This is a genomic window from Burkholderia sp. AU18528, from assembly GCF_002223215.2.
Classification (GTDB): domain Bacteria; phylum Pseudomonadota; class Gammaproteobacteria; order Burkholderiales; family Burkholderiaceae; genus Burkholderia; species Burkholderia semiarida.
This window is the reverse complement of the sequence record NZ_NKFC02000009.1, coordinates 13,972-36,902: the sequence shown is the minus strand read 5'-3', so window position 1 is coordinate 36,902 and position 22,931 is coordinate 13,972. Positions and strand designations below refer to the sequence as shown.

Annotated in this window: 21 protein-coding genes; 9 read left to right on the top strand and 12 right to left on the bottom strand. The window is 67.3% G+C overall.

Features of this window, described 5'->3' with window-relative positions; genetic code table 11:
* Positions 1 to 69: 69 nt before the first annotated feature.
* Positions 70 to 1,692, bottom strand: a complete 1,623-nt coding sequence (gene groL / locus CFB52_RS30850) for a chaperonin GroEL (RefSeq protein WP_099318345.1) — start codon at positions 1,690 to 1,692, stop codon at positions 70 to 72.
* Between the two features lie 80 nt (positions 1,693 to 1,772).
* Positions 1,773 to 2,090, bottom strand: a complete 318-nt coding sequence (gene groES / locus CFB52_RS30845) for a co-chaperone GroES (RefSeq protein ID WP_034209415.1) — start codon at positions 2,088 to 2,090, stop codon at positions 1,773 to 1,775.
* 444 nt (positions 2,091 to 2,534) lie between these two features.
* Between groES and CFB52_RS30840 the strand changes: the two genes are divergently transcribed.
* Positions 2,535 to 2,858, top strand: coding sequence for a hypothetical protein (locus tag CFB52_RS30840; RefSeq protein ID WP_059644908.1), 324 nt, complete (start codon positions 2,535 to 2,537; stop codon positions 2,856 to 2,858).
* Entirely contained in the window at positions 2,852 to 3,130 is a 279-nt protein-coding gene (locus CFB52_RS30835) for a hypothetical protein (protein WP_099318344.1), read from the top strand. The genes CFB52_RS30840 and CFB52_RS30835 overlap by 7 nt, the downstream gene beginning before the upstream one ends.
* Positions 3,131 to 3,305: 175 nt before the next feature.
* Here the strand turns inward: CFB52_RS30835 and CFB52_RS30830 are convergent, their stop codons facing one another.
* Complete coding sequence (locus CFB52_RS30830) at positions 3,306 to 3,797, bottom strand: Lrp/AsnC family transcriptional regulator (RefSeq protein WP_059578837.1); 492 nt, start codon at positions 3,795 to 3,797, stop codon at positions 3,306 to 3,308.
* Between the two features lie 344 nt (positions 3,798 to 4,141).
* On the opposite strand from CFB52_RS30830, the gene CFB52_RS30825 reads away from it, so the two are divergent.
* The 3 genes from CFB52_RS30825 to CFB52_RS30815 all read left to right on the top strand — a co-directional run bounded on the left by CFB52_RS30825 (position 4,142) and on the right by CFB52_RS30815 (position 7,484).
* Positions 4,142 to 4,810: a haloacid dehalogenase type II gene (locus CFB52_RS30825; protein WP_060314546.1), complete on the top strand. Its 669-nt coding sequence runs from the start codon at positions 4,142 to 4,144 to the stop codon at positions 4,808 to 4,810.
* Positions 4,807 to 6,048 carry a phosphotransferase gene (locus CFB52_RS30820; RefSeq protein WP_218964217.1) on the top strand — a complete coding sequence of 414 codons (1,242 nt, stop codon included), beginning with the start codon at positions 4,807 to 4,809 and terminating at the stop codon, positions 6,046 to 6,048. Before CFB52_RS30825 ends, CFB52_RS30820 begins: the two co-directional genes overlap by 4 nt.
* Positions 6,049 to 6,167: 119 nt before the next feature.
* The gene (locus CFB52_RS30815) at positions 6,168 to 7,484 is read left to right on the top strand and encodes an aspartate aminotransferase family protein (protein WP_180278290.1); all 1,317 of its coding nucleotides are present in this window, start codon (positions 6,168 to 6,170) and stop codon (positions 7,482 to 7,484) included.
* Between the two features lie 225 nt (positions 7,485 to 7,709).
* Here CFB52_RS30815 and CFB52_RS30810 read toward each other — a convergent pair whose 3' ends face one another.
* Positions 7,710 to 8,183, bottom strand: a complete 474-nt coding sequence (locus CFB52_RS30810) for an RES family NAD+ phosphorylase (RefSeq protein ID WP_059578842.1) — start codon at positions 8,181 to 8,183, stop codon at positions 7,710 to 7,712.
* On the bottom strand, positions 8,180 to 8,608 hold the full coding sequence (locus CFB52_RS30805) for an antitoxin Xre/MbcA/ParS toxin-binding domain-containing protein (RefSeq protein ID WP_059578845.1): 429 nt from the start codon (positions 8,606 to 8,608) through the stop codon (positions 8,180 to 8,182). The genes CFB52_RS30810 and CFB52_RS30805 overlap by 4 nt, the downstream gene beginning before the upstream one ends.
* 500 nt (positions 8,609 to 9,108) lie before the next feature.
* On the opposite strand from CFB52_RS30805, the gene msrB reads away from it, so the two are divergent.
* The 4 genes from msrB (at position 9,109) to CFB52_RS30780 (ending at position 13,695) form a co-directional block, all read left to right on the top strand.
* Positions 9,109 to 9,639, top strand: a complete 531-nt coding sequence (gene msrB / locus CFB52_RS30800; RefSeq protein WP_099318342.1) for a peptide-methionine (R)-S-oxide reductase MsrB — start codon at positions 9,109 to 9,111, stop codon at positions 9,637 to 9,639.
* Between the two features lie 34 nt (positions 9,640 to 9,673).
* On the top strand, positions 9,674 to 11,539 hold the full coding sequence (locus CFB52_RS30795) for a cytochrome c biogenesis protein DipZ (RefSeq protein WP_099318341.1): 1,866 nt from the start codon (positions 9,674 to 9,676) through the stop codon (positions 11,537 to 11,539).
* A 60-nt stretch (positions 11,540 to 11,599) separates the two neighbouring features.
* Complete coding sequence (gene msrA / locus CFB52_RS30790; RefSeq protein ID WP_099318340.1) at positions 11,600 to 12,343, top strand: peptide-methionine (S)-S-oxide reductase MsrA; 744 nt, start codon at positions 11,600 to 11,602, stop codon at positions 12,341 to 12,343.
* A gap of 236 nt (positions 12,344 to 12,579) precedes the next feature.
* Entirely contained in the window at positions 12,580 to 13,695 is a 1,116-nt protein-coding gene (locus tag CFB52_RS30780) for an aromatic ring-hydroxylating dioxygenase subunit alpha (RefSeq protein WP_089466233.1), read from the top strand.
* Positions 13,696 to 13,729: 34 nt separating this feature from the next.
* On the opposite strand, the gene CFB52_RS30775 is transcribed toward CFB52_RS30780, so the two are convergent.
* The 7 genes from CFB52_RS30775 to CFB52_RS30745 all read right to left on the bottom strand — a co-directional run bounded on the left by CFB52_RS30775 (position 13,730) and on the right by CFB52_RS30745 (position 22,860).
* The gene (locus tag CFB52_RS30775; RefSeq protein ID WP_060011396.1) at positions 13,730 to 14,119 is read right to left on the bottom strand and encodes a cytidine deaminase; all 390 of its coding nucleotides are present in this window, start codon (positions 14,117 to 14,119) and stop codon (positions 13,730 to 13,732) included.
* 25 nt (positions 14,120 to 14,144) lie between these two features.
* A complete protein-coding gene (gene deoA / locus CFB52_RS30770; RefSeq protein ID WP_089466041.1) occupies positions 14,145 to 15,461 on the bottom strand; it encodes a thymidine phosphorylase in 1,317 nt (438 codons plus the stop codon).
* 39 nt (positions 15,462 to 15,500) lie between these two features.
* Complete coding sequence (locus CFB52_RS30765) at positions 15,501 to 16,775, bottom strand: NupC/NupG family nucleoside CNT transporter (protein ID WP_059578863.1); 1,275 nt, start codon at positions 16,773 to 16,775, stop codon at positions 15,501 to 15,503.
* Between the two features lie 247 nt (positions 16,776 to 17,022).
* Entirely contained in the window at positions 17,023 to 18,480 is a 1,458-nt protein-coding gene (hydA, locus tag CFB52_RS30760) for a dihydropyrimidinase (protein WP_099318338.1), read from the bottom strand.
* A gap of 63 nt (positions 18,481 to 18,543) precedes the next feature.
* Complete coding sequence (locus tag CFB52_RS30755) at positions 18,544 to 20,052, bottom strand: NCS1 family nucleobase:cation symporter-1 (protein ID WP_099318337.1); 1,509 nt, start codon at positions 20,050 to 20,052, stop codon at positions 18,544 to 18,546.
* A gap of 100 nt (positions 20,053 to 20,152) precedes the next feature.
* Positions 20,153 to 21,469 carry an NAD-dependent dihydropyrimidine dehydrogenase subunit PreA gene (gene preA / locus CFB52_RS30750; RefSeq protein WP_099318336.1) on the bottom strand — a complete coding sequence of 439 codons (1,317 nt, stop codon included), beginning with the start codon at positions 21,467 to 21,469 and terminating at the stop codon, positions 20,153 to 20,155.
* A gap of 53 nt (positions 21,470 to 21,522) precedes the next feature.
* Positions 21,523 to 22,860 carry an NAD(P)-dependent oxidoreductase gene (locus tag CFB52_RS30745; RefSeq protein WP_099318335.1) on the bottom strand — a complete coding sequence of 446 codons (1,338 nt, stop codon included), beginning with the start codon at positions 22,858 to 22,860 and terminating at the stop codon, positions 21,523 to 21,525.
* Between the last annotated feature and the right edge of the window lie 71 nt (positions 22,861 to 22,931).

Here is a 22,931-nt window from a genome sequence, read left to right as displayed (position 1 = left end):
CGCGCGCGCCGGCAAAAGCCGCTCCGGCCAGCGGCTGTTCGACCATCGCAGGCGGGCCTGCGACGCAGGTCAGTAGCCGAGTTCGGGCGCGGAGGCCGGCTCGGCGCTGTCCTCTTTCGGTGCTTGCGCGACGGTCGCATCGGTCGTCAGCACGAGGCTTGCGATCGACGCGGCGTTCTGCAGCGCGGTACGCGTGACCTTGGTCGGATCGACCACGCCTGCCTCGACCAGATCGCCGTACTCGCCGGTCGCCGCGTTGTAGCCGAAGTTCCCCTTGCCCTCGAGCACCTTCGAGATCACGACCGACGGTTCGTCGCCCGCATTGGCCGCGATGACGCGCAGCGGCGCCTCCAGCGCGCGCAGCACGATCCGGATGCCGGCGTCCTGGTCCGCATTCGCGCCGCGGATGTCCGACAGCGCCGCACGCGCGCGCAGCAGCGCGACGCCGCCGCCCGGCACGATGCCCTCCTCGACCGCGGCGCGCGTCGCATGCAGCGCATCGTCGACGCGATCCTTCTTCTCCTTCATCTCGACCTCGGTGACCGCGCCGACCTTGATCACCGCCACGCCGCCCGCGAGCTTCGCGACGCGCTCCTGCAGCTTCTCGCGATCGTAGTCGCTCGTCGCTTCGTCGATCTGCACGCGAATCGACTTCACGCGCGCCTCGATGCGCGCCGCATCACCCGCGCCGTCGATGATGATCGTATCGTCCTTGCGCACCTCGACACGCTTCGCACTGCCAAGATCCTCGAGCGTGGCCTTGTCGAGCTGCTTGCCGGTTTCCTCCGAGATCACCGTCGCACCGGTCAGGATCGCGAGATCCTCGAGCATCGCCTTGCGTCGGTCGCCGAAACCGGGCGCCTTGACGGCGGCGACCTTCAGAATGCCGCGCATCGAATTCACGACGAGCGTCGCGAGCGCTTCGGCCTCGACATCCTCGGCCACGATCAGCAGCGGCTTGCCGGCCTTGGACGCCGCTTCGAGGATCGGCAGGAGGTCGCGGACGCTGGAGATCTTCTTGTCGTGCAGCAGAATCAGCGCGTCGTCGAGATAGGCCGCCTGCTTCGCCGGGTCGTTGATGAAATACGGGCTCACGTAGCCGCGATCGAACTGCATGCCTTCGACCACGTCGAGTTCGTTCTCCAGCGACTTGCCGTCCTCGACGGTGATCACGCCGTCCTTGCCGACTTTCTCCATCGCATCGGCGATGATCCTGCCGATCGCGTCGTCGGAGTTCGCGGAAATCGCGCCGACCTGCGCGATTTCCTTGTGGGTCGAAATCGGCCGCGACAGCTTGCGCAACTCGTCGAGCACCGCGCCGACGGCCTTGTCGATGCCGCGCTTCAGATCCATCGGATTCATGCCGGCCGCGACGTGCTTCATGCCTTCCTGCACGATCGCCTGCGCGAGCACGGTGGCGGTGGTCGTCCCGTCGCCGGCCACGTCGGCCGTCTTGGACGCGACCTGCTTGACGATCTGCGCGCCCATGTTCTCGAAGCGGTCCTTCAGCTCGATTTCCTTCGCGACCGACACGCCGTCCTTCGTGATCACGGGCGCGCCGAAGCCGCGTTCGATCACGACGTTGCGGCCCTTCGGGCCCAGCGTCACCTTCACCGCGTCGGCCAGCACGTTCACGCCCTTGACGATCTGCTGGCGGGCGCCGTCGCGGAATTTCACGTCTTTTGCACTCATTTTCTTGCTCCGGATACAGTCGTTGAACGGGATGCCGCGCGCATCGGGCAGACACCCGTGCGACGCGGTCGAATCGGCATTCAGGCCGCTTTCCTGGCGGCCTGCGATTCGGGTTCGAGTACGCCCATGACGTCCTCTTCGCGCATCACGAGCAGTTCCTCGCCGTTCACCTTCACGGTCTGGCCTGCGTACTTGCCGAAGAGAACCTGGTCGCCGACCTGGAGCTGCAGCGGGCGCTGCGAGCCGTCCTGGAGCAGCCTGCCGCTGCCGACCGCAATCACTTCACCCTGCTCGGGCCGTTCGGCGGCCGAATCGGGAATCACGATGCCCGAGGCCGTCGTCCGCTGCTGTTCGATTCGCTTGACGATAACCCGGTCGTAGAGGGGACGAATCTGCATTTTCATCTCCTGAGCGATGAGATCACCTGAAAAAGGGAATCCGCCGGCGCCCGCACGCGCAAAGGCTGCGCTGCGCCGGCGTGCCGTCGATTGGCGAAAAGCGAAATAGTGGCGTGGGAAGCGCGCTTCAAGAGGGCGATGAATGCGCATATGTAACAAAATGTTTCATGGCGAAAGCGACGTTCGCGCAACGGTCGGTGTTCCCGCGACGCCCCCGTCACGAGCGTCGACACGGCGTCGACGGTCGGCGCTCCGGGCCACGCGAATCGTCGCGCGACGACGCTTGAAATCCGCGCGTCCCATCCTATTTTGGTATCGCTCAAGCAGCCGCGGCTTACGCGCTGCGTGTTTCGATTTGTTTGTCAGCGAGACCGCTCGCGGATCGACGAACTGGAGCGCGTGGTCCGGTTCGTCCTCCGTGCGGGGTCCAACCGGGAGCGAATCATGAACGATCCTTTCTTCATCTTCGATCGGCTGCCGGGGGTCGGCCGCCGACCACGACGCGCCGCCCGCGTCGTCACGGGTCTGCCGGCCGGCCTGCGGATAGCGCGCAACGGCACCGGTCGCTTCGCGCCGACCGGCGCCCGGATACGTTTGACACGCAAGCCATTCGTGTTGCGCGGCGCGGGCCAACCCGCCGCGATCGGCCGGCCGAAGCCGCCGCGCCGTCGGGTCGCCGCGCCCGGACGCCTGCTGCACCCTGTTTCGTTTTTCCGCGTCACGCTCGCCGGGGGCGGCTCCGCGCGCGACGGGGGGCGGCCATGCTGAGCCCGCACGAATTCGCGACGCTGATGCTGGTGTGCCAGGCGCCGGATCAGCTCGACATGAATCGCGCCGAACTCGATGCGTTGCTCGAACGGCAACTCGTCATGCTCGAGCACGGCGCCCCCGGCCGCCGACGCGCGCATCTGACGAAGAAAGGCCGATCGATTCTCCACGCGCTCGGGGCCGACATCCAGTCGCGCCGGGGCCACGGGCCCGCCGCGCAGCGCGGCGGTCAAGGCGAAACGCCTGTCGCACTATCGGACGAGGCCGGATGATGCGGTGCCCGGATGGCGGACGGGTAGCATGGCAGCGCCCGAACGCGGTTCCGGTCGACACGTGCCGCTCGACACGAGCGGCACGCGATCCGGCAACCGGCCGCCCCCACGCTACTTCGCTCGAAGCAAACCCGCGCTGCCGTTCAGTTCAGCCACGGATCGTGCACCGCTTGCTTCACTCCGCGGCAGAGATCGCGTCCAGACGAAAGCCGCTCTTTACGATCGGCGACGCAATGATCACGTAGCTGAAATACTTTTCGATACCGATATCGCGTTTCACCAGCCCTTCCATCAGGTCGCGGAAGTGGTCGATGTCGCGTGTGACGAACTTGAGCAGATAATCGTAGCCGCCCGTCGCGTGATGGCACTCCATGATCTCGTCGATGTCGCTGATGGCGTCGATAAAACGCACGAAGTCTTCGCGACGATGGTCGGTGAGGGTGATCTTGGCAAACACGATCTGAAACGCGCCGATCTTCTCGATCCGCACCGTTGCGCCGTAGCCCGTAATGAATCCCGCGTTCTCGAGCCGCTTGATGCGCGTCAGGCACGGGCTGGGCGAAAGCCCGACGGCGTCGGCCAGCTCGACGTTGGTCATGCGACCGTGATCCTGCAACTCGGCCAGAATACGCAGGTCCAGCCGGTCAAGTGTGCAATCCGCTTTCATCTCCGCCCTGCGTTCGTTCAGTCGGGGGCCTCCGGACGAGTGCCTTCGCACTCGCTCCAAGACGGATAGTAGCCCACCGGCCGGCGTGACGAAATTACGATCTTGCGTTCTGTCCCCGGCACCCGGCAGCGCGCCGTTTCACACCGCAGAAGCTGCCGTCGATCGCGTCGAAAACGCGTGGAATCTTGTTTTTCTCGCCGCGCAATTCGGCTGAATAGCGCAGTCGCCCCCGTTTAAATTTCACGTATCGACGTTGCCACCGACGCTTGCCCGAAGCGGCTCGCGGCAATCCTCTTCACTCAAGAATTCCTCATGGGGATTCGCCACTCATCGAGATTGACGACATGATCGACTTCGAGCCGAAGTTCATAACTTTCGATTGCTACGGCACCCTCGTCAACTTCCGAATGGCCGACACGGCTCGGGAAATCTATGGCGATCGTCTGCACGGCGACGCCATGGAAAACTTCGTCAAGCTGTTCGCCGCCTATCGTCGCGACGAAGTGCTCGGCGCATGGAAACCCTTTCGCGACGTCGTCGTCAATTCGGTGCGCCGCACGTGCGAGCGCACCGGCGTCGCCTTCGTCGAACGGGAGGCCGAGCAGTTCTATCTGGCCGTGCCATCCTGGGGACCGCATCCGGACGTGCCCGAAGGGCTCGCGCGCCTCGCGAAGAAATACAGGCTGGTCGGTCTGAGCAACGCGGACAACTCGCAGATCATGAGCAACATCGAGAAGCTCGGGGCGCCGTTTCATGCGGTCATCACGGCGGAAGACGCCGGCGCTTACAAACCGCGAATGCAAGGATTCGAATACATGTTCAGGAAGCTCGACGTGCAGCCTCACGAAATCCTGCATGTCTCGTCCAGCCCGCGCTACGACCTGATGACCGCGCACGATCTCGGTATCGTCCACAAGGCCCATGTGCTGCGCGGGCATGAGCCGGAAGCGCCGGAATACGGTTACACGCCCGTCAAAAGCATCATTGAACTGGCCGAGCATCTCGGCCTGTGAGCAAGTCGCACCGCCCCGGCGCCGTCTCCGACGGTTGCCGCGGGCTCGCCTCGCGCGTTTCCAATGATGCCGTTCCCCAGGCCGATCGCTCGTCAAAAATGTCCCGCACCAGTGTCGTCCACTTCTCTCGCACGGAGCCGCCGTTGTCCACGTCCCCTGCTTCCGGCGGCACGCACCGCGCTGCTTCGGCTGCCGCCGACACACTGCCGGGCAGCGGCCTGTCGGTGGGCTTTACCCGTCTGGACGAATCGGACGCGGTCGCGATCACACGCCGCATTTATGGCATCGACGGATCGGCCGCACGGTTCTCGACCGAGAAGGACGACACTTTTCGCATCGATGCCCGCGACGGCGCGCGGTACGTACTGAAGGTCTCCAATCCGGGCGAGACAGCTGAAGAGCTGGATTTGCAGGTCGCCGCGATGCGGCACGTCGGCACGGTCGCGCCGCGGTTGCCGGTGCCGCGCGTGATACCCGGTACGGCGGGGCGGCTTGTCGTCCCGCTCGCGTTACCGGCCCATCCGCATCGGACGGCGAGGCTCTACAGCTACCTCGAGGGTATGCCGCTCGACAAGCTGCATGCCGACACGGTCGATCATTACGAGATCGGTGAAGTGCTGGCGCAGTTGCAACGGGCGCTCGCCAGTTTCCGTCATCCAAACGAGCATCGGGTACTGGCGTGGGACGTCAAGCACTTGTCGAGCCTGAAAGGGCTGCAAACCCATATCGCCGACCCGTTGCATCGCTCGCTGATCGAGCAGGCATTCGCCCGCTTCGCGATGATCGAGCCTGCCCTTCGGGGTTGTCGCACGCAGGTCGTACATAACGACTTCAACCGCTCGAACATCGTCGCAAACCCGGGCGGCCCGCAATTCGTCAACGGGATCATCGACTTCGGCGACACCGTGCACACCGCGGTCGCCATCGACGTCGCCACCGCGGTCATGAACCAGTTTCCGCTCGACTTCGACGCCGACGCCCCGCACGACCTGTTCATTCAGGCGCGCGAGCTTCTGCGTGGCTATCTCGCGCATGCTCAACTGAGTGCCGAAGAACTGGCTCTGATTCCACACCTGGCCATGGCGCGCGTCGCGGCGCGCGCGTTGCTCACTTCATGGCGTGCGATGCTGTTTCCGGAAAACGAAGCGTACATCCTGCGTTTCACTCGTCCCGGATGGGAGCATCTGCGCTGGTTCATGCAGCGCGACCACGAAACCGTTTCGCGTGCGTTGCTCTAGTTTTTCCTTCGCCCGCTCACCTCACCCGCCCTGATCGACCTATGAACACGACATCGACACCGACCACGCCGGCCGAAGCCGCCGATACGAGCAAAGCCCCCGACGCGCTGCGCGGCGACATGCCGAACGGCTTCAATCCGTCGGCGATCTCCCACCTCGACGCCGCCACGCAGGCGCACATCGCTCGCCGGCTACAGCTGCTCAGCCCGTCGTATCGACTGTTCTACGCCGAGCCGGTGAAGATCGTGCGCGGCGAGAAGGTCTATCTGTACGACGATCGAGGCAACGACTATCTCGATGCCTACAACAACGTCGTCTGCGTCGGGCATGCCAATCCGCGCATCGTCGACGCCATTGCCCGTCAGCTCTCGACGCTCTGCACGCATACCCGCTACATGCAGGAGCCGATCCTCGACTACGCCGAGGCCCTGCGCGCGACGTTCAATACGTCGATTCGCGACGGCCAGATGATGTTCACCTGCACGGGCTCCGAAGCCAACGATCTGGCCATGCGCATCGCGATGCACTACACCGGCAAGACGGGCGTCATCGTGACCAGCGAGGCGTATCACGGCAACTCGCATCTCACCTCGGGCTTTTCGCCGTCGCTGGGTCGCAAGGCCCTGCTCGGCCCCTATGTGCGAACGGTGCCTGCTCCGGATTCCTACCGTGTGCCGCTGCCCGAGATCGGCCGGCGCATGGCCGAGCAGGTCGCGTTGCAGATCGAGGACATCCGCCGCCACGGCGGCGGTCTGGCAGCGTTCATCGCCGACTCGTTCTTCTCGTCGGATGGCGTATTCGCGTACCCGACCGACGTGCTGGCGCCGGTGGCAGAAGTCGTCCGCCGCGCGGGCGGCCTGTTCATCGCGGACGAGGTGCAGTCGGGTTTCGGGCGCAGCGGTACGCATATGTGGGGGCACGAGCGTCACGCGGTCGAGCCCGACATCGTCACGCTGGGCAAACCGATGGGCAACGGCTATCCGGTGGCCGGGCTGGTGGTGCGCCCCGAGATCGTCGCGGGATTCGGCCAGGACATGCGCTACTTCAACACGTTCGGCGGCAATTCGGTGGCCATCGCCGCCGCGCAGGCCACGCTCGACGTGCTGCGCGACGAACGGGTGCTGGACAACGTGCAGCGGGTCGGTGCGATCCTGCTGGAGGGGTTGAACGCGCTGGCACGGAAATACGAATGTATCGGCGACGTGCGCGGCACGGGCCTGTATTTCGGCGTCGAAATCGTACGCGACCGCACGAAAAAGGACACCGACATCGCGACCGCACTCGAGATCGTCAATGGCTTGCGCCAGCGGCGCGTGCTGATTTCGGCAACCGGACCGGACGCGAGCGTGCTGAAGATCCGGCCGCCGCTGGTATTTGGCGCCAACGACGCCGACCGTCTGCTGACGGAGCTGGACGCGGTGCTCTCCGCGCTGTAGTCGGTCGTATTCGGCACTCGATGCACGGGGCCGCGCCGGGCGGCGCATGAAATCGCTCAGGCGCCTGCCTGGCCGTCCGCCACCGGCGAGACATCACGAATCATTTAACTTTGAATCGTGGCTGTGCTGTGAGCAAGTGAGGAACCGCGACGGGCGGCTCAAGTTCTGTGCGAAGCCAGTGAGTCGGGTGTTGAGATGATCCGCAAGCGGACCTCCATCGAGGCGCTATGACTGCCCGGCTGGTGGCATGATAAAGAGGCGTTCGTCCCACACCACGGGTTGAGGATCTGTCACGACGATTCGCGCCGCGTCAGGATGCGCCGGATTCACCAGCACGTTGAATTCTGCCCGGACGACGACTGAAGGGATGATCAGGAGCGCTGTCCTCGATTCGGTCAGCCATGCGTCGCCGAAGTGCCGTGCTACCTGCAGTGCCGCCGCATCCCATGCTCTCGGCAACGTTTCTGCCGTGTGGCGTTCGACGCTGACATCGTCGGGTACAGTTGCTTCCACCCAACCGTGTGTTTTCGGCACCTTCCCGATTCGCGCATGCACGAGTACCTCGAGCATTGCACCTGCGAAGGTCGACGCCGCGTAGATGACGGGCCGCCCCGGACTATTAAAGCGGCCACCGACAAGCATCGCGCCGGTGCCGCTCCAGATCGTGTGTCGCGTATCAGCAATGCGAAACAACTTCATGCCGGCAGCCCGTAGAACAGCTTCCAGAGCAGTTCTTCGACCCGGCGCGCACCGAGTTCGGTCAGCGCGACATCGAGCGGTGCCCGTCCCTCCAGCTCAGGGTGGGGCGTCGACAGAAATTCCCGTGCATCCTCTTCGTCGTTCCAGACGTAGGTGGTCGTCGCAACGATCCGGGCCAGGCGCTCGGTTTTCTCCGATTCGTCTTGCGTCAGCCGATCGCGGCGCCGCTTGTAGGTCGCCTCGGGGATGATGCGTGCAAGCAGTGCGCGGCGGGCGTCGGCACCTTGCGTCGCATGTTCGACGCCGGCACGCAGCGCAGACTTCGGGAGGCCGTCGCGCACGAGCGCCTCTAATTCCGCCAGTGTGTGCGGGACCGGTCGCAGTCCCATGACCGCAGCCACGGCTTCAGGGGTAACGAGTGACATGGCAGCTCCCAATCCGGTATCAGATGATACGTGATTATAGTCCATTTGATACCAGACCGAGGCGAATTCCCCGACGGTGGGTTGAATTGAGGCACTTGAAGCCCAGTGCGACCCTGCTGTAGTGGCCTCTCGCTATGGATTTTGCACGGAGGCATGGTTCGCGCGCCGGCTGCACGCGGACTACGGACACACGGTCAACGGCTCCCGCCTGATCACCCTCCTTTGATATCGCAACTAGGTCGGCCCGCACCTTCGTACGCAGAGCCTACCCCACATCGCGAACACTAAAAAGTTGCGGCTCGTGGCGGATTTCCGTGGAACTTGGCGAACCGCCAGCTCTCGGCAAACCCTTGTCAGACAGGGCTTGGACGGATTTCATCGGATCTTCCCGGATCACCCGGGAAACAATCACGATTCATTTAACTTTCCGTGAGGACTTCGACACCGGCCGCCGCCTACGATGGGCGCATGTTTTCAGGACCTGCTTCCAGGAGCCCATCATGCCCACCCGCAGACATCTGCTGTTCGCCGGCGCCACCGGCCTCGCCGCGCTCGCGGCGCTGTCGTCCGCCGGCCGCCGCGCGCTGGTCGGCCGCGCGTTCGCCGCGTCGCCGGTCGGCTCGCCGAAGGCCGCCCCGTTCGAGATCACGCACAGCGACGCCGAATGGCATCGCCGCCTCACACCGGCCCAATACACGGTCCTGCGCGAGGCCGGCACCGAGCGGCCATTCACCAGCCCGCTGAACGACGAGCACCGGCACGGCACGTTCGCGTGCGCCGGCTGCGGCCTCGCGCTGTTCTCGTCGGCCACCAAGTTCGACAGCCATACGGGCTGGCCGAGCTTCTGGAAACCGCTCGACCACGCGGTCGGCACCGACACCGACGCGTCGTTCGGGATGGTCCGCACCGAAGTGCACTGCCGCCGCTGCGGCGGCCATCTCGGCCACGTGTTCGACGACGGCCCGGCGCCCACCGGGCTGCGCTACTGCATGAACGGCGTCGCGCTCGTCTTCCACCCGGCCGCCGCCTGATCCGGCCCCATTCCGTCCGACTGGAGAACGCATCATGCTGCTCATCGTCCTTGCCTATCTCGGCGGCGTGCTCACGATCCTGAGCCCGTGCATCCTGCCCGTGCTGCCGTTCGTGTTCGCGCGCGCCGACCAGCCGTTCGTGCGCACCGGCCTGCCGCTGCTCGCCGGCATGGCGCTCACGTTCGCCGTCGTCGCGACGCTCGCCGCCGTCGGCGGCGGCTGGGTCGCGCAAGCCAACCAGGCCGGCCGCTGGATCGCGATCGTGCTGCTCGCGGTGTTCGGCCTGACGCTGCTGATGCCGCGTTTCGCGGAACACCTGACGCGCCCGCTCGTCGCAGCCGGCAACCGGCTCACCGGGTTCGCACAACGCGACGGCCGCCCGGCCGGCCCGGCGTCGTCGCTGCTGCTCGGCGTCGCGACGGGCCTGCTGTGGGCGCCGTGCGCCGGCCCGATCCTCGGCCTCGTGCTGACCGGCGCGGCGCTGCGCGGCGCGAGCGTCGGCACGACGCTGCTGCTCGTCGCGTATGCGGCCGGCGCGGCGACCTCGCTCGGCGTCGCGCTCGTGATCGGCGGCAAGGTGTTCGCCGCGATGAAGCGCTCGCTCGGCGCCGGCGAATGGATCCGGCGCGGGATCGGCGCGACGCTCCTGGCCGGCGTCGGCGCGATCGCGCTCGGCCTCGACACGGGCGCCCTCGCGCAGTTGTCGACCGTCACCACGGGCGGGCTCGAAACGAAGCTCGTCGACCGTCTCGGCGGGCGCGCGAACGGCGCGCCGGCGGCAATGGCCGCGACCGACGCCACCGACAACGACAACGCGACGAGCGGCGCGATGATGGCCGCGGCAGCCAATGGCGCGCAGACCGGCGGCGGTGCGCTGGCCGGCGGCGCGATGATGCGGACGGCCGGCGCCACCGCGGCCGCACTGCCGGTCGAAGGCACGCTGCCGTCGCTCGACGGCGCGGTGCAGTGGCTGAACTCGCCGCCGCTGACGGCGGCCGGGCTGCGCGGCAAGGTCGTGCTGGTCGATTTCTGGACGTATTCATGCATCAACTGCCTGCGCACGCTGCCGTACACGACCGCCTGGGCGCGCAAGTACGCGCCGTACGGGCTCGTCGTGATCGGCGTGCACGCGCCGGAGTTCGCGTTCGAGCGCGACATCGGCAACGTCAGGAAGGCCGTGCACGACCTCGGCATCGACTACCCGGTCGCGATCGACAACGGCTATTCGATCTGGCGCGCCTTCGACAACCAATACTGGCCCGCGCACTACTTCATCGATGCGCAAGGGCGGATCCGCCATCACCACTTCGGCGAAGGCGAATACGCGCAATCCGAACGCGCGATCCAGTCGCTGTTGGCCGAAGCCGGCCATCCGGACGCGCTGAACGTGCCGCTCGGGCTCGCCGGCGCGCCCGCGAACGGCGCGCTCGCGGCGGCCGACAGCGCGGACGTCCGTTCGCCCGAAACCTATGTCGGCTATGCACGCGCGGAGAGCTTCGCGTCGCCGGGCGGCGCCGTGCGCGATGCGGCCCACCGTTACGACGCACCGGCCCGCCCGGATCTCAACGACTGGGGCCTCGCGGGCACGTGGAACGTCGGCGCCGAGCGCGCGTCGCTCGCCGCGCCGGACGGCCGGATCGTCTACCGCTTCCATGCGCGCGATCTGCACCTCGTGCTCGGCCCGGGCGCGAACGGCCGGCCCGTGCGCTTTCGCGTGACGCTCGACGGCGCGGCGCCCGGTGCCGCGCATGGCGCCGACGTCGACGCGCAGGGCTACGGCACCGTCACCGGCCAGCGCCTGTACCAGCTCGTCCGGCAGCCCGGCGCGATCGCCGACCGCACGTTCTCGATCGAGTTTCTCGATCCGGGCGTCGATGCGTATGCATTCACTTTCGGTTGATCGCGCACGCCGCCCCCATTCGGCCGCCGTGTTTTCTCACCCATTGAACAGGAGCAAAAGATGAACCCGATCTCCACCCGCGAAGCCGCGGCGCGACGGCGCGCGACCTTGCTGCGCCGCATCGGCGCCGTCGCCGTCGCGGCGGCTGCCGTGTTCGGCTACCAGCGCATCGTCAATTCCGCCGAACCGATGCGCACCGCGCCTGCCCCCACGCTCGACGAAACGCCCGGCGCGTCGCACGACGAGACGGCCGTGCTCGCCGGCGGCTGCTTCTGGGGCGTGCAGGGCGTGTTCGAGCACGTGAAAGGCGTGAAGCAGGTCACCGCCGGCTATGCGGGCGGCGCGTCCGAAACCGCGCACTACGCGCTCGTCGGCTCGGGGCTGACGGGGCACGCGGAATCGGTGCGCATCGTCTACGATCCGACGCAGATCACCTACGGCCGGCTGCTGCAGGTGTTCTTCTCGGTCGCGCACGACCCGACCGAGTTGAACCGCCAGGGCCCCGACGAAGGGTCGCAGTACCGGTCCGCGATCTTCCCGACCACCGCGCAGCAACGCGCGGTCGCGACCGCGTACATCGCGCAGCTCGGCAGCGCGCATGTGTTTCCGGCGCCCGTGGTCACGCGTGTCGAAGCCTACAAGGGGTTCTATCCGGCCGAGGCCTATCACCAGAACTACCTCGAACTGCATCCTGATGCGCCGTATATCGCATTCAACGACCTGCCGAAGGTCGCCGGGCTGAAGCAGCGCTTCCCGGCGCTGTACCGTACCGACGCGGTGCTGTGGCGCGAAGCGCGCTCGTGAGCCGCTTGCCGACCCGCGCGGCTGCGTGTGACGCGGCGCCGCCCGCCGCACGGCGGCGCCCCGGCCGCCATGCATCGGCGGCGGCTGCCTTGCGCCACGTCAACGAATCGGCGAGCCCGATGCCGGGGCAAACCCGCATCGCGTCCGCGGCGGCCGGCAACTTCGCGTAGACTTCTCCTGATCCTCGCCGCATGATGCGGCATCCGGACCAACCGCCCAGCCAGGAGGCGTCACGCATGCGCGCAGTGCCTTTGCCTGACAGCAATACCCTCGAAGAACCGTCCACCGGCGCGCTCGTGCGCGATCTGCGCCGCGTGCCCATTCATCCGGATCACTGGTACCCGCTCGCGTGGTCGCGTGAGCTCAAGCGCGGCAAGACGCTCGGCGTGCGCTTCGCCGGCGATCCGATCGTGCTCGTGCGCACCGAATCGGGCGCCGTGTATGCGCTCGAAGATCGTTGCGCGCACCGCCAGGTGCCGCTGCACGCGGGCGTCGTGAGCGGCGAAACGCTGCGCTGCTGCTATCACGGCTGGACCTACGCGTGCGACAGCGGCCGCTGCGTCGACGTGCCCTACCTCGGCCGCGAGCGCTTGCCCAACGGCGTGCGTGCGTATCCGTGCCGCGAGGCGCACGGGCTGATCTTCGTGTTCCCGGGCGACGCCACGCTCGCCGACGAACGCCCGTTCCCCGCGCTCGAATCGGCGGACCACCCCGCGTACAAGACGCGCCGCTTCGGCCGCGAGGTCAAGTGTCACTACTCGTTCATGCACGAGAACCTGATGGACATGAACCATCAGTTCCTGCATCGCAAGCAGATGGGCCAGATGCGCGCGCGCTCGGTGGGCCGGCGCCGCGGCGACGACTGGGTCGAGGTCGATTACACGTTCGCGCGGATGGAAGGCAAGCAGCCGGTCGGCGAGGCGCTCGTGTTCGGTTCGAGCAAGAAGCCCGGCGACCAGGCCAACAAGAGCGTGATGACGGTGCGCACCGAGTATCCGTACCAGACGCTGCAGATCCGCTCGAGCGAAGGCACGCTCGTGATGGACCTCTGGATCGTCTACGTGCCGCTCGACGCCGAGCAGCGCACCAACCGCACGTTCGGGCTGCTGTCGATCCACAAGCCCGGTATCCCGTTCGCGCTCGATCTCGCGTGGCCGCTGCTCGTGTGGTTCACCGAACGCATCTTCCGCGAGGATCGCTGGATCGTCGAGCGCGAGCAGGAAGCGCACGACGCCCAAGGCGCCGACTGGAACCACGAGGTGTTTCCGGTCATCAACGAGCTGCGCGACCTGCTGCGCCAGTGCGGCGCGCGCACCGTGATCCCGATCCGCGACGCGCGCGACGGCGCGTGAGGCGACGCATGGTCTCGCCGCGGCGCGCGCACCGTTAAAGCGTGAACGCGCCCGGCAGCAACGCGCGGGCCGTCGTGATCTCGACGGCGCCTCTCAGGTTGGCGAGGATCACCTCGATGTCGGGCTTGCCGATCTCGACGATTACCTGACGGCATGCGCCGCACGGCGCGATCGGGCCGTCGGTGTCGCCGACGACCGCGAGCCGCGCGAAATCCCCCGGCCGATAGCCGGCGGCGATCGCGGCGAACATCGCCGTGCGTTCCGCGCAATTGCACAGGCCGTACGACGCGTTCTCGACGTTGCAGCCGTGGAAAACCGTTCCGTCTTGCGCCAGCAGCGCCGCGCCGACCTTGAAGCGCGAATACGGCGCATACGCACGTTCGCGCGCCGCCTTCGCCTGTTCGATCAGTTCGTCTCGTTCCATCGTGTGATGTCTCCCGGAGCAGAGGTCAGCCGATCTGCTGGTAAAGGGTCGGCGGCGCTTCGCCGGTCTCGCCGAGCACATAGCTGCGGCGAATCGCGTCCGCCGCATGGGCCGCCGTTGCTTCGTCGCGGGCGTGCACGAAGCCGAGCGGCTCGCCGGCCTCGATGCGCTGCCCGATCTCCGCGAGCGCCGTCAGGCCGACGCTGACGTCGATCGCGTCCTCCGCGCGGGTGCGGCCGCCGCCGAGCGCGACCACCGCCAGCCCGAGCGCGCGGCAATCGACGCGCCGCACCACGCCGCTCGCAGGCGCCGGAACCGGCACGATCACCGCCGCCCGCGCCAGATGCCGCGCGGGCGCGTCGAGCAGGTCGGCGGGACCGCCGAGCGCGACGACCATCCGTGCGAAACGCTCGGCCGCCGTGCCGGAATCGAGCGCGTGCTGCAACTTCTCGCGCGCATGGGCGGCATCGCGCGCCAACCCGCCGGTCACGAGCAGTTCAGCCGACAGCGCCATCGTCACGTCATGCAACCGTGCGGGACGCGACTTGCCCGTCAGGTAATCGATCGCGCATGCGACCTCGAGCGCATTGCCCGCGCATGGCGCGAGCGACTGGTTCATGTCGGTGAGGATCGCGGTCGTCTTCATGCCGGCGCCGTTGCCGACGTCGACGATGCTGCGAGCCAGCTCCGCCGATTTCTCCGCCGTCGGCATGAATGCGCCGGAGCCGACCTTGACGTCCATCACGAGCCCGTCGAGCCCCGCCGCGAGCTTCTTCGACAGGATCGACGCGGTGATCATCGCGACCGATTCGACGGTCGCCGTCACGTCGCGGATCGCGTAGATGCGCTTGTCGGCCGGCGCGAGCCGCGCGGTCTGCCCGATGATCGCGACGCCGACCTCGCGCACCGTGCGGCGAAACGCGTCCGTCTCGGGCATCACGTCGTAACCGGGAATCGCGCTGAGCTTGTCGAGCGTGCCGCCGGTATGGCCGAGCCCGCGCCCCGAGATCATCGGCACGTAGCCGCCGCACGCGGCCACCATCGGCCCGAGCATCAGCGACACGACATCGCCGACGCCGCCCGTCGAATGCTTGTCGATCACCGGCCCGCCGAGATCGAGCGCGCGCCAGTCGAGCACGTCGCCGGAATCGCGCTGCGCGAGCGTCAGCGCGACGCGCTCGTCCGTGCTCAGGTCGTTGAAATACACGGCCATCGCGAACGCGGCCACCTGGCCTTCCGTCACGCTGCCGTCGGTCACGCCGCGCACGAACGCGGCCATCCCGTCGCGATCGAGCGGCTGCCCGTCGCGCTTCCTGCGAATGAATTCCTGCGGTAGAAACATCGTTGCCTCGCTTCGATCGGTCGGAGTCGGCTGCACGGCTCAATGCAGCGAAAAGAACAGGCCGGCAATCGCCGCGCTCATCAGGTTCGACAGCGTCGCGGCCGTCAGCGCGCGCAAGCCGAGCCGCGCGACGTCCGAGCGGCGCTCGGGTGCGACCGCGCTGAAGCCGCCCGCGAGAATCGCGATCGACGAGAAGTTCGCGAAGCCGCACAGCGCGAACGACACGATCGCGAGCGTCTTCGGGTCGAGCACCTGCAGGCCGGCCGCCGCCGCGTGCGCGCCGCCTTTCAGGTACGGCGACAGGTCGCCGTACGCGACGAATTCGTTGAAGATCAGCTTCTCGCCGATGAAGTTGCCGGCCAGCGTCGCATCGTGCCACGGCACGCCGATGATCCACGCGAGCGGCGCGAACAGATGGCCGATGATGCCGACCAGCGTGACCTGCGGAAAGCCCGCGAACGCGGCCGCGCCGCCGACGATCAGGTTCATCAGCGCGATGAGCCCGACGAACGCGATCAGCATCGCGCCGACGTTGATCGCGATGCGCAGCCCGACCGATGCGCCGGACGCGGCCGCCTCGATCACGTTGGCGGCCCGCTTGTCGTCGAAGTCGAGCCCGTCGACCACCACGCGGCTCGGCTCGACGGTCGGAAACAGCAGCTTGCCGAACAGCAGCCCGCCCGGCACCGCCATGAACGACGCGGCGAGCAGGTACTCCATCTTCACGCCGAGGCCGGCATAGCCGACCAGCACCGAGCCCGCGACCGACGCCATGCCGCTCGCCATCACCGTGAAGATCTCGGCGCTCGTCATGTTGCGCACGAACGGCTTCACGAGCGCGGGCATCTCGCTCTGCCCGAGGAAGATCGTCGCGACGGCCGAGCACGCCTCGATGCGGCTCACGCCGAGCACTTTCGCCAATCCCGCGCCGAGGATCGCGACGATCCATTTCATCACGCCGATGTAGTACAGCACCGAAATCAGCGCGGTGACGAAGATGATCATCGGCAGCACGCGCAGGCCGAATACGAACCCGCCGTCGCCGAACAACTGGAACATGCGCGCATCGACGAGCCCGCCGAACACGAACGCGATGCCGTGATTGCCCATGTCGAGCACGCGATTGACGCCGTTCGCGGCCGCGGCCAGCGCCGCGCGGCCCGACGGCACGAACAGCACCAGCGCGCCGATCGCGAACTGCGTGAAGAGCGCGGCGATCATGGTCCGGCCGCTGACCGCGCGGCGATTGTTCGACAGCAGATACGCGACCAGCAACAGAAACAGCATACCGAGGAGACTGCGCAGAATATCCACCTTGTGCTCCTTTCTCACTATTTGAACTGTCCGGCGGGCGGCCCGTGCCCGCGACCCGCGTGATCGGGTGGGTGGATGTTACTCGGTCGACATGCGCGCAGGCAACGTCGCCAAAATCGCCGCGATCAATGCCATCGATCGTTTCTCTTTTGCCCTTCGCCGGCTTGATCAGTCGTTCTACCTACTCTTCGAAAACACGCGCGGGGCGCGCCGCTCGAACGGACACGCCCCGCCTGACACGCGCCGTTCAACCCGCGCGTTCGACCGGATGCGGCTCGCGCAGCCGGTTCGCGATCCGCGCGGCCTCGTAGTAGCCGGCCGCCGGCGGGCGCTTCAGGTAGCGGCCCGCGCCGCGCACCGCGCGCAACTCGCCGTCGGCCCACGCGAGTGCGCCGCGCGTGAGCGTATGCGTCGCGACACCCTGCACCGTCATCCCCTCGAACACGTTGAAGTCGACCTGCTGGTAATGCGTCTTCACCGAGATCGTCTTCGTCGCGGCCGGGTCCCACACGACGAGGTCGGCATCGGCGCCGACCTGCACGGCGCCCTTGCGCGGATACAGGTTGAAGATCTGCGCGGCGTTCGTCGACGTGATCCGCACGAACTCGTTCGGCGTGATGCGGCCATGATTCACGCCGTGATGCCACAGCACCGACATGCGGTCCTCGACGCCGCCGCAGCCGTTCGGGATCTTCGTGAAATCGTCGCGGCCCATCGCCTTCTGCGATGCGCAGAATACGCAGTGATCGGTCGCCGTCGTATGCAACTGCCCCGACTGCAGCCCGCGCCACAGCGCCTCGCGATGCTCGGCCGAGCGGAACGGCGGGCTCATCACGTGGGCCGCCGCGCGCGTCCAGTCGGGATCGCGATAGACGGCCTCGTCGATCACGAGATGGCCCGGCAACACTTCGCCGAACACGCGCAGCCCCTCGCTGCGCGCGCGCGTGATCACGTCCACCGCGTCCTTCGCCGACACGTGCACAATATACACGGGCACGCCGAGCACCTGCGCGATGCGGATCGCGCGGTTCGCGGCCTCCCCCTCCACTTCCGGCGGCCGCGACAGCGGATGCGCCTCCGGCCCCGTAATCCCGCGCGCGAGCAGCGCCTTTTGCAGCTGGAACACGAGTTCGCCGTTCTCCGCGTGCACGGTCGGCAGCGCGCCGAGCTCGAGCGAACGCGTGAAGCTGTTCACGAGAATCTCGTCGTCGGCCATGATCGCGTTCTTGTACGCCATGAAATGCTTGAAGCTCGACACGCCATGCTCGCGCACGAGCGTGCCCATGTCGCGGTGCACGCTGTCGTCCCACCACGTCACGGCCACGTGGAAGCCGTAGTCGGAAGCCGACTTCTCGGCCCAGCCGCGCCATTCCCGGAACGCATCCATCAGCGGCTGCTTCGGGCTCGGAATCACGAAATCGATGATGCTCGTCGTGCCGCCCGACAGCCCGGCAGCGGTGCCCGAGTAGAAATCGTCGCTCGCGGTCGTGCCCATGAACGGCAGTTCCATGTGCGTATGCGGGTCGATCCCGCCCGGCATCACGTACTGGTCGTGCGCATCGACGACGGTTGCGCCGGCCGGCGCGTCGATCTGCTCCGCGATCTGCAGGATCGTGCCGCCGTCCTGCGGGTCCGCGCAGAGCACGTCCGCGCGATAGGAGCGGTCCGCATCGACCACGGTGCCGCCACGAATCAGGATTGCCATTTCGTTGCCTCCTCGTTGACTGTCGGGTGCCGCATGCCGCGCGGGTCGCATCCGGCTCGCGCGTCATGCGCTCGCGATCTGCGCGCGCTGTCCGGCGCGCCACTTCATCCAGGTGCCGTACACGCCGGACGCCAGCACGAGGCCGACGAACCACGCGTACGTGTAAAGCGTGTTGAAGAACGCCGGCACGTTCGGGAACGACGCCGGAAACGCCGTATGCAGGAAGCCCGGCAGGTTCGGCAGCACGCCGATCGCGAGCGCGGCCAGCGCGGCCGGGTTCCAGCCGCGCGCGTAGCTGAAGCCGCCGCGCTCGTCGAACAGCGCGCGCGTGTCGAGCCGCGTGCCGCGAATCAGGAAATAGTCGACCATCAGGATGCCCGCGACGGGCCCGAGCAGCGCCGAATAGCCGACGAGCCAGGTGAAGATATAGCCGTCCGTCGTCGCGAGGATCTTCCACGGCATCATCACGATCGCGATCGTCGCGGTGATCATCCCGCCCGCCCGGTACGAGATCGCCTTCGGCCAAAGGCTCGAAAAATCGTAGGCAGGCCCGACGAGATTCGCGGCGAGGTTGCAGCACATCGTGTCGAGCGTGAGGATCACGAGCGCGATGCCCACGCCGATGCCCGTCATCCGGCTTGTCAGGTCGATCGGATCCCAGATCGCGTTGCCGTAGATCACGACGGTCGCCGACGTCACGACGACCGACACCACCGACAGCAGCGCCATCGGCAGCGGCAGCCCGATCGACTGGCCGATCATCTGGTCGCGCTGCGAATGCGCGAAGCGCGTGAAGTCGGGAATGTTCAGCGCGAGCGTCGCCCAGAAGCCGACCATCGCGGTCAGGCCCGGCCAGAACGTCGCCCAGAAGAGCCCCGCCTTCTTGCCGCCCGCGACGAACTGCGACGGCGCCGACAGCATCGAGCCGACACCGCCCGCCCGCGACGTCGCCCACCACACGAGCGCCACGCACATCACGACCTTGATCGGCGCGGACCAGCTTTCGAGCCAGCGGATCGAATCGGTGCCGTGCAGGATGAAGTACAGCTGCAGCGCCCAGAACACGAGAAAGCACGCGAGCTGCCCGAACGAGATGCCGACGAGCGGCAGCGCCGCGCCGTGCAGCGCGTTGCCGGTCAGGATGTTCAGCAGCGTGTAGATCGCGCTGCCGCCGAGCCAGGTCTGGATGCCGTACCAGCCGCACGCGACGATCGCGCGCAGCAGCGCCGGCAGCTTCGCGCCCTGCGTGCCGAACGACGCGCGCACCAGCACCGCGTACGGAATCCCGTGCTTCGCGCCCGCATGGCCGATCAGCAGCATCGGCACGAGCACGATCAGGTTGCCGAGCAGCACCGTCATCACCGCCTGCCACGGCGACATGCCTTCCTGGATCAGCCCGGCCGCAAGCATGTACGACGCGATGTTCATCACCATCCCGACCCACAGCGCCGCGAAGTGGTACCACTTCCACGTGCGCTGCGCCGGCGTCGTCGGCGCGAGGTCGTCGTTGTACAGGCTGCCGCCGTGCGCCGAGGCGCTGTCGGCATCGGCGGGAATCGCTGCTGGTTTCATTGAACGCGCTCCACGAAAACGTCGGCGCCGGCATCGTACGATGCCGGCCCGGTGAAACGAAAAGCGGCGGCGCAACGTCTGCCGCGCCGCCGGACGCCGGTCAGGCCGCCTTCGCGTGCTTCTCGGGCGCGGCGGCCGGGCCGCCGCTCGCACCGGCATCCGCGCTCGCCGGATTGTTCGGATGCGTGGTCCAGTTCGCGTAGTCGCCCGAATCGACGCGCTCCATCGTGATGCATTGCTCGACCGGACACACATGCATGCAAAGATTGCACCCGACGCATTCCGAATCGATCACTTCGAAATGCCGCACGCCGTCCTTCGTCGCCGTGATCGCCTGATGCGACGTATCCTCGCACGCGATGTGGCACAGCCCGCACTGGACGCAGCGGTCCTGGTCGATGCGCGCCTTGATGTCGTATTTCAGGTTCAGGTATTTCCAATCGGTCACGTTCGGCACCGCGCGGCCGCGGATGTCGTCGAGCGTCGCGTAGCCCTTCTCGTCCATCCAGTTCGACAGCCCGTCGGCGAGATCCGACACGATCCGGAATCCGTAATGCATCGCGGCGGTGCACACCTGCACGCTGCCGGCGCCGAGCACCATGAATTCGGCCGCGTCGCGCCACGACGAGATGCCGCCGATGCCGGAAATCGGCAGGTTCGGCGTTTCCGGGTCGCGCGCGATCTCCGCGACCATGTTCAGCGCGATCGGCTTGACCGCCGGCCCACAATAACCGCCGTGCGTGCCCTTGCCGTCGACGGTCGGCATCGGGGCCATCTGGTCGAGATCCACCGCGACGATCGAGTTGATCGTGTTGATCAGCGACACGCCGTCCGCGCCGCCCTTGTACGCGGCGCGCGACCCCATCCGGATGTCGCTGATGTTCGGCGTGAGCTTCACGAGGCACGGCAGCTTCGTGCCCTCCTTCACCCAGCGCGTGACCATCTCGACGTATTCGGGCACCTGCCCGACCGCCGCGCCCATCCCGCGCTCGCTCATCCCGTGCGGACAGCCGAAGTTGAGTTCGACCGCATCGGCGCCGGTATCCTCGACGAGCGGGAGAATCCATTTCCAGTCTCGCTCGTTGCACGGCACCATCAGCGACACGATCAGCGCGCGGTCCGGCCAGTCGCGCTTCACCTGCGCGATCTCTGTCAGGTTCACGTCGAGCGGGCGGTCGGTGATCAGCTCGATGTTGTTCAGCCCCGCGATGCGCTGGCCGTTCCACTGCACCGCGCCGTAGCGCGAACTGACGTTGACGACGTGCGGATCGAGCCCGAGCGTCTTCCAGACGACGCCGCCCCAGCCTGCCTCGAACGCGCGATTGACGTTGTAGGCCTTGTCGGTGGGCGGCGCGGACGCCAGCCAGAACGGATTCGGCGAGGTGATGCCTGCGATGGTGCAGCGAAGATCGGCCATGTTCGGCTCCGTGAGAAGGGTCGTGTTCGGTGTGCTGACGATGCGACGCGCGTTCAGGCCGCCTTCGCGTCGCGCGCGGCGAGCGTCGCGTCGATCGACGCGGCCGCGCGCTTGCCGTCCTGCACGGCCTGCACCGTGAGGTCGATGCCGTCGGTCGCCGCGCAGTCGCCGCCGGCCCATACGTCGGGCAGCGCCGTACGCCCGTCCGCATCCACCGCGATACGCGTGCCGTCCGCGGTCAGCAATTCGGCCGCGACGCCGTCAGGCACGAGCGTCTGGCCGATCGCCTTCAGCACCATGTCCGCATCGACGATGAAGCGCTCACCCGATGCGGCCTCGAATTCGACGCCCGTCGCCTGCCCGTTCACGCCCGCGATGCGCACCGGCGTCGCGTGCGTAACGAGCGCGACGCCGCACTTCTGCGCGAACTCGCGCTCGGCCCACGTCGCGCTCATCGCGTCCACGCCGCGCCGGTACACCATCGTCACGCGCTCAGCGCCGAGCTTGCGGCTCTGCACGGCCGCATCGATCGCCGTATTGCCGCCGCCGATCACGACCACGCGTCGCCCGACCGGCACGTTCTCCAGTGTGTCCGCCTGCCGCACCTGCTCGATGAAGTCGACTGCATTCATCACGCCGCCCAGTTGCTCGCCGTCGATCTCGAGCGCACGCACGCCACCGAGCCCCATCGCGAGAAATACCGCGTCGTGCTGCTCGCGCAATGCGTCGAGCGTCACGTCGCGCCCGAGCGCCACGCCCGTTTCCAGCGTGATGCCGCCCACCGACAGCAGCCACTCGACTTCACGCTGCGCGAAATCGTCGACGGTCTTGTACGCGGCGATCCCGTATTCGTTGAGGCCGCCGGCCTTCGGGCGCGCGTCGAACAGCGTGACGCGATGCCCGGCGAGCGCGAGCCGGTGCGCGCATGCGAGCCCGGCCGGCCCCGCACCCACCACCGCGACATGGCGGCCCGTGTCGGGCGCGCGCCGGAACTGCACCGCACCGGTCTGCATCGCCCAGTCGGTTGCATGCCGCTGCAGCGCGCCGATCGCGACCGGTTGCGCATCCTGATGGTTGCGCACGCACGCGCCTTCGCACAGGATCTCGGTCGGGCACACGCGTGCGCACATCCCGCCGAGCGGATTCGCGGACAGGATGTCGGTCGCGGCGCCTTTCAGGTTGCCGTTGCCGATCTTGCGGATGAAACTCGGGATGTCGATCTGCGTCGGACACGCGTGCACGCACGGCGCGTCGTAGCAGTAGTGGCAGCGACTTGCGGCGGCGGCCGCCGCGGTCGGATCGAGCAGCGGCGCGATATCGGCGAATTCGCACGAGAGTTGCGTGGACGACAGGCGATGCGCGGCGATATCGCCGGTTGGCTGAGTGGTCATACGCGTTCCTTCGACTGGGTGGAGACAAAGCCGTCCCCGCCGGCTGCGAATGCTCAGTCGGGGCGGTCATG

Bases quoted from the DNA above. Each gene is read 5' to 3' on its own strand.
- CFB52_RS30835 (WP_099318344.1), top strand. From the start codon at position 2,852: ATGCTGAGCCCGCACGAATTCGCGACGCTGATGCTGGTGTGCCAGGCG.
- CFB52_RS30815 (WP_180278290.1), top strand. From the start codon at position 6,168: ATGCCGAACGGCTTCAATCCGTCGGCGATCTCCCACCTCGACGCCGCC.
- groES (WP_034209415.1), bottom strand. From the start codon at position 2,090: ATGCAGATTCGTCCCCTCTACGACCGGGTTATCGTCAAGCGAATCGAA.
- CFB52_RS30825 (WP_060314546.1), top strand. From the start codon at position 4,142: ATGATCGACTTCGAGCCGAAGTTCATAACTTTCGATTGCTACGGCACC.
- preA (WP_099318336.1), bottom strand. From the start codon at position 21,469: ATGGCCGATCTTCGCTGCACCATCGCAGGCATCACCTCGCCGAATCCG.
- deoA (WP_089466041.1), bottom strand. From the start codon at position 15,461: ATGTTTCTACCGCAGGAATTCATTCGCAGGAAGCGCGACGGGCAGCCG.
- CFB52_RS30805 (WP_059578845.1), bottom strand. From the start codon at position 8,608: ATGTCACTCGTTACCCCTGAAGCCGTGGCTGCGGTCATGGGACTGCGA.
- CFB52_RS30780 (WP_089466233.1), top strand. From the start codon at position 12,580: ATGCGCGCAGTGCCTTTGCCTGACAGCAATACCCTCGAAGAACCGTCC.
- CFB52_RS30745 (WP_099318335.1), bottom strand. From the start codon at position 22,860: ATGACCACTCAGCCAACCGGCGATATCGCCGCGCATCGCCTGTCGTCC.
- CFB52_RS30775 (WP_060011396.1), bottom strand. From the start codon at position 14,119: ATGGAACGAGACGAACTGATCGAACAGGCGAAGGCGGCGCGCGAACGT.
- CFB52_RS30795 (WP_099318341.1), top strand. From the start codon at position 9,674: ATGCTGCTCATCGTCCTTGCCTATCTCGGCGGCGTGCTCACGATCCTG.
- CFB52_RS30810 (WP_059578842.1), bottom strand. From the start codon at position 8,183: ATGAAGTTGTTTCGCATTGCTGATACGCGACACACGATCTGGAGCGGC.
- hydA (WP_099318338.1), bottom strand. From the start codon at position 18,480: ATGGCAATCCTGATTCGTGGCGGCACCGTGGTCGATGCGGACCGCTCC.
- CFB52_RS30840 (WP_059644908.1), top strand. From the start codon at position 2,535: ATGAACGATCCTTTCTTCATCTTCGATCGGCTGCCGGGGGTCGGCCGC.
- CFB52_RS30830 (WP_059578837.1), bottom strand. From the start codon at position 3,797: ATGAAAGCGGATTGCACACTTGACCGGCTGGACCTGCGTATTCTGGCC.
- groL (WP_099318345.1), bottom strand. From the start codon at position 1,692: ATGAGTGCAAAAGACGTGAAATTCCGCGACGGCGCCCGCCAGCAGATC.
- msrB (WP_099318342.1), top strand. From the start codon at position 9,109: ATGCCCACCCGCAGACATCTGCTGTTCGCCGGCGCCACCGGCCTCGCC.
- msrA (WP_099318340.1), top strand. From the start codon at position 11,600: ATGAACCCGATCTCCACCCGCGAAGCCGCGGCGCGACGGCGCGCGACC.
- CFB52_RS30755 (WP_099318337.1), bottom strand. From the start codon at position 20,052: ATGAAACCAGCAGCGATTCCCGCCGATGCCGACAGCGCCTCGGCGCAC.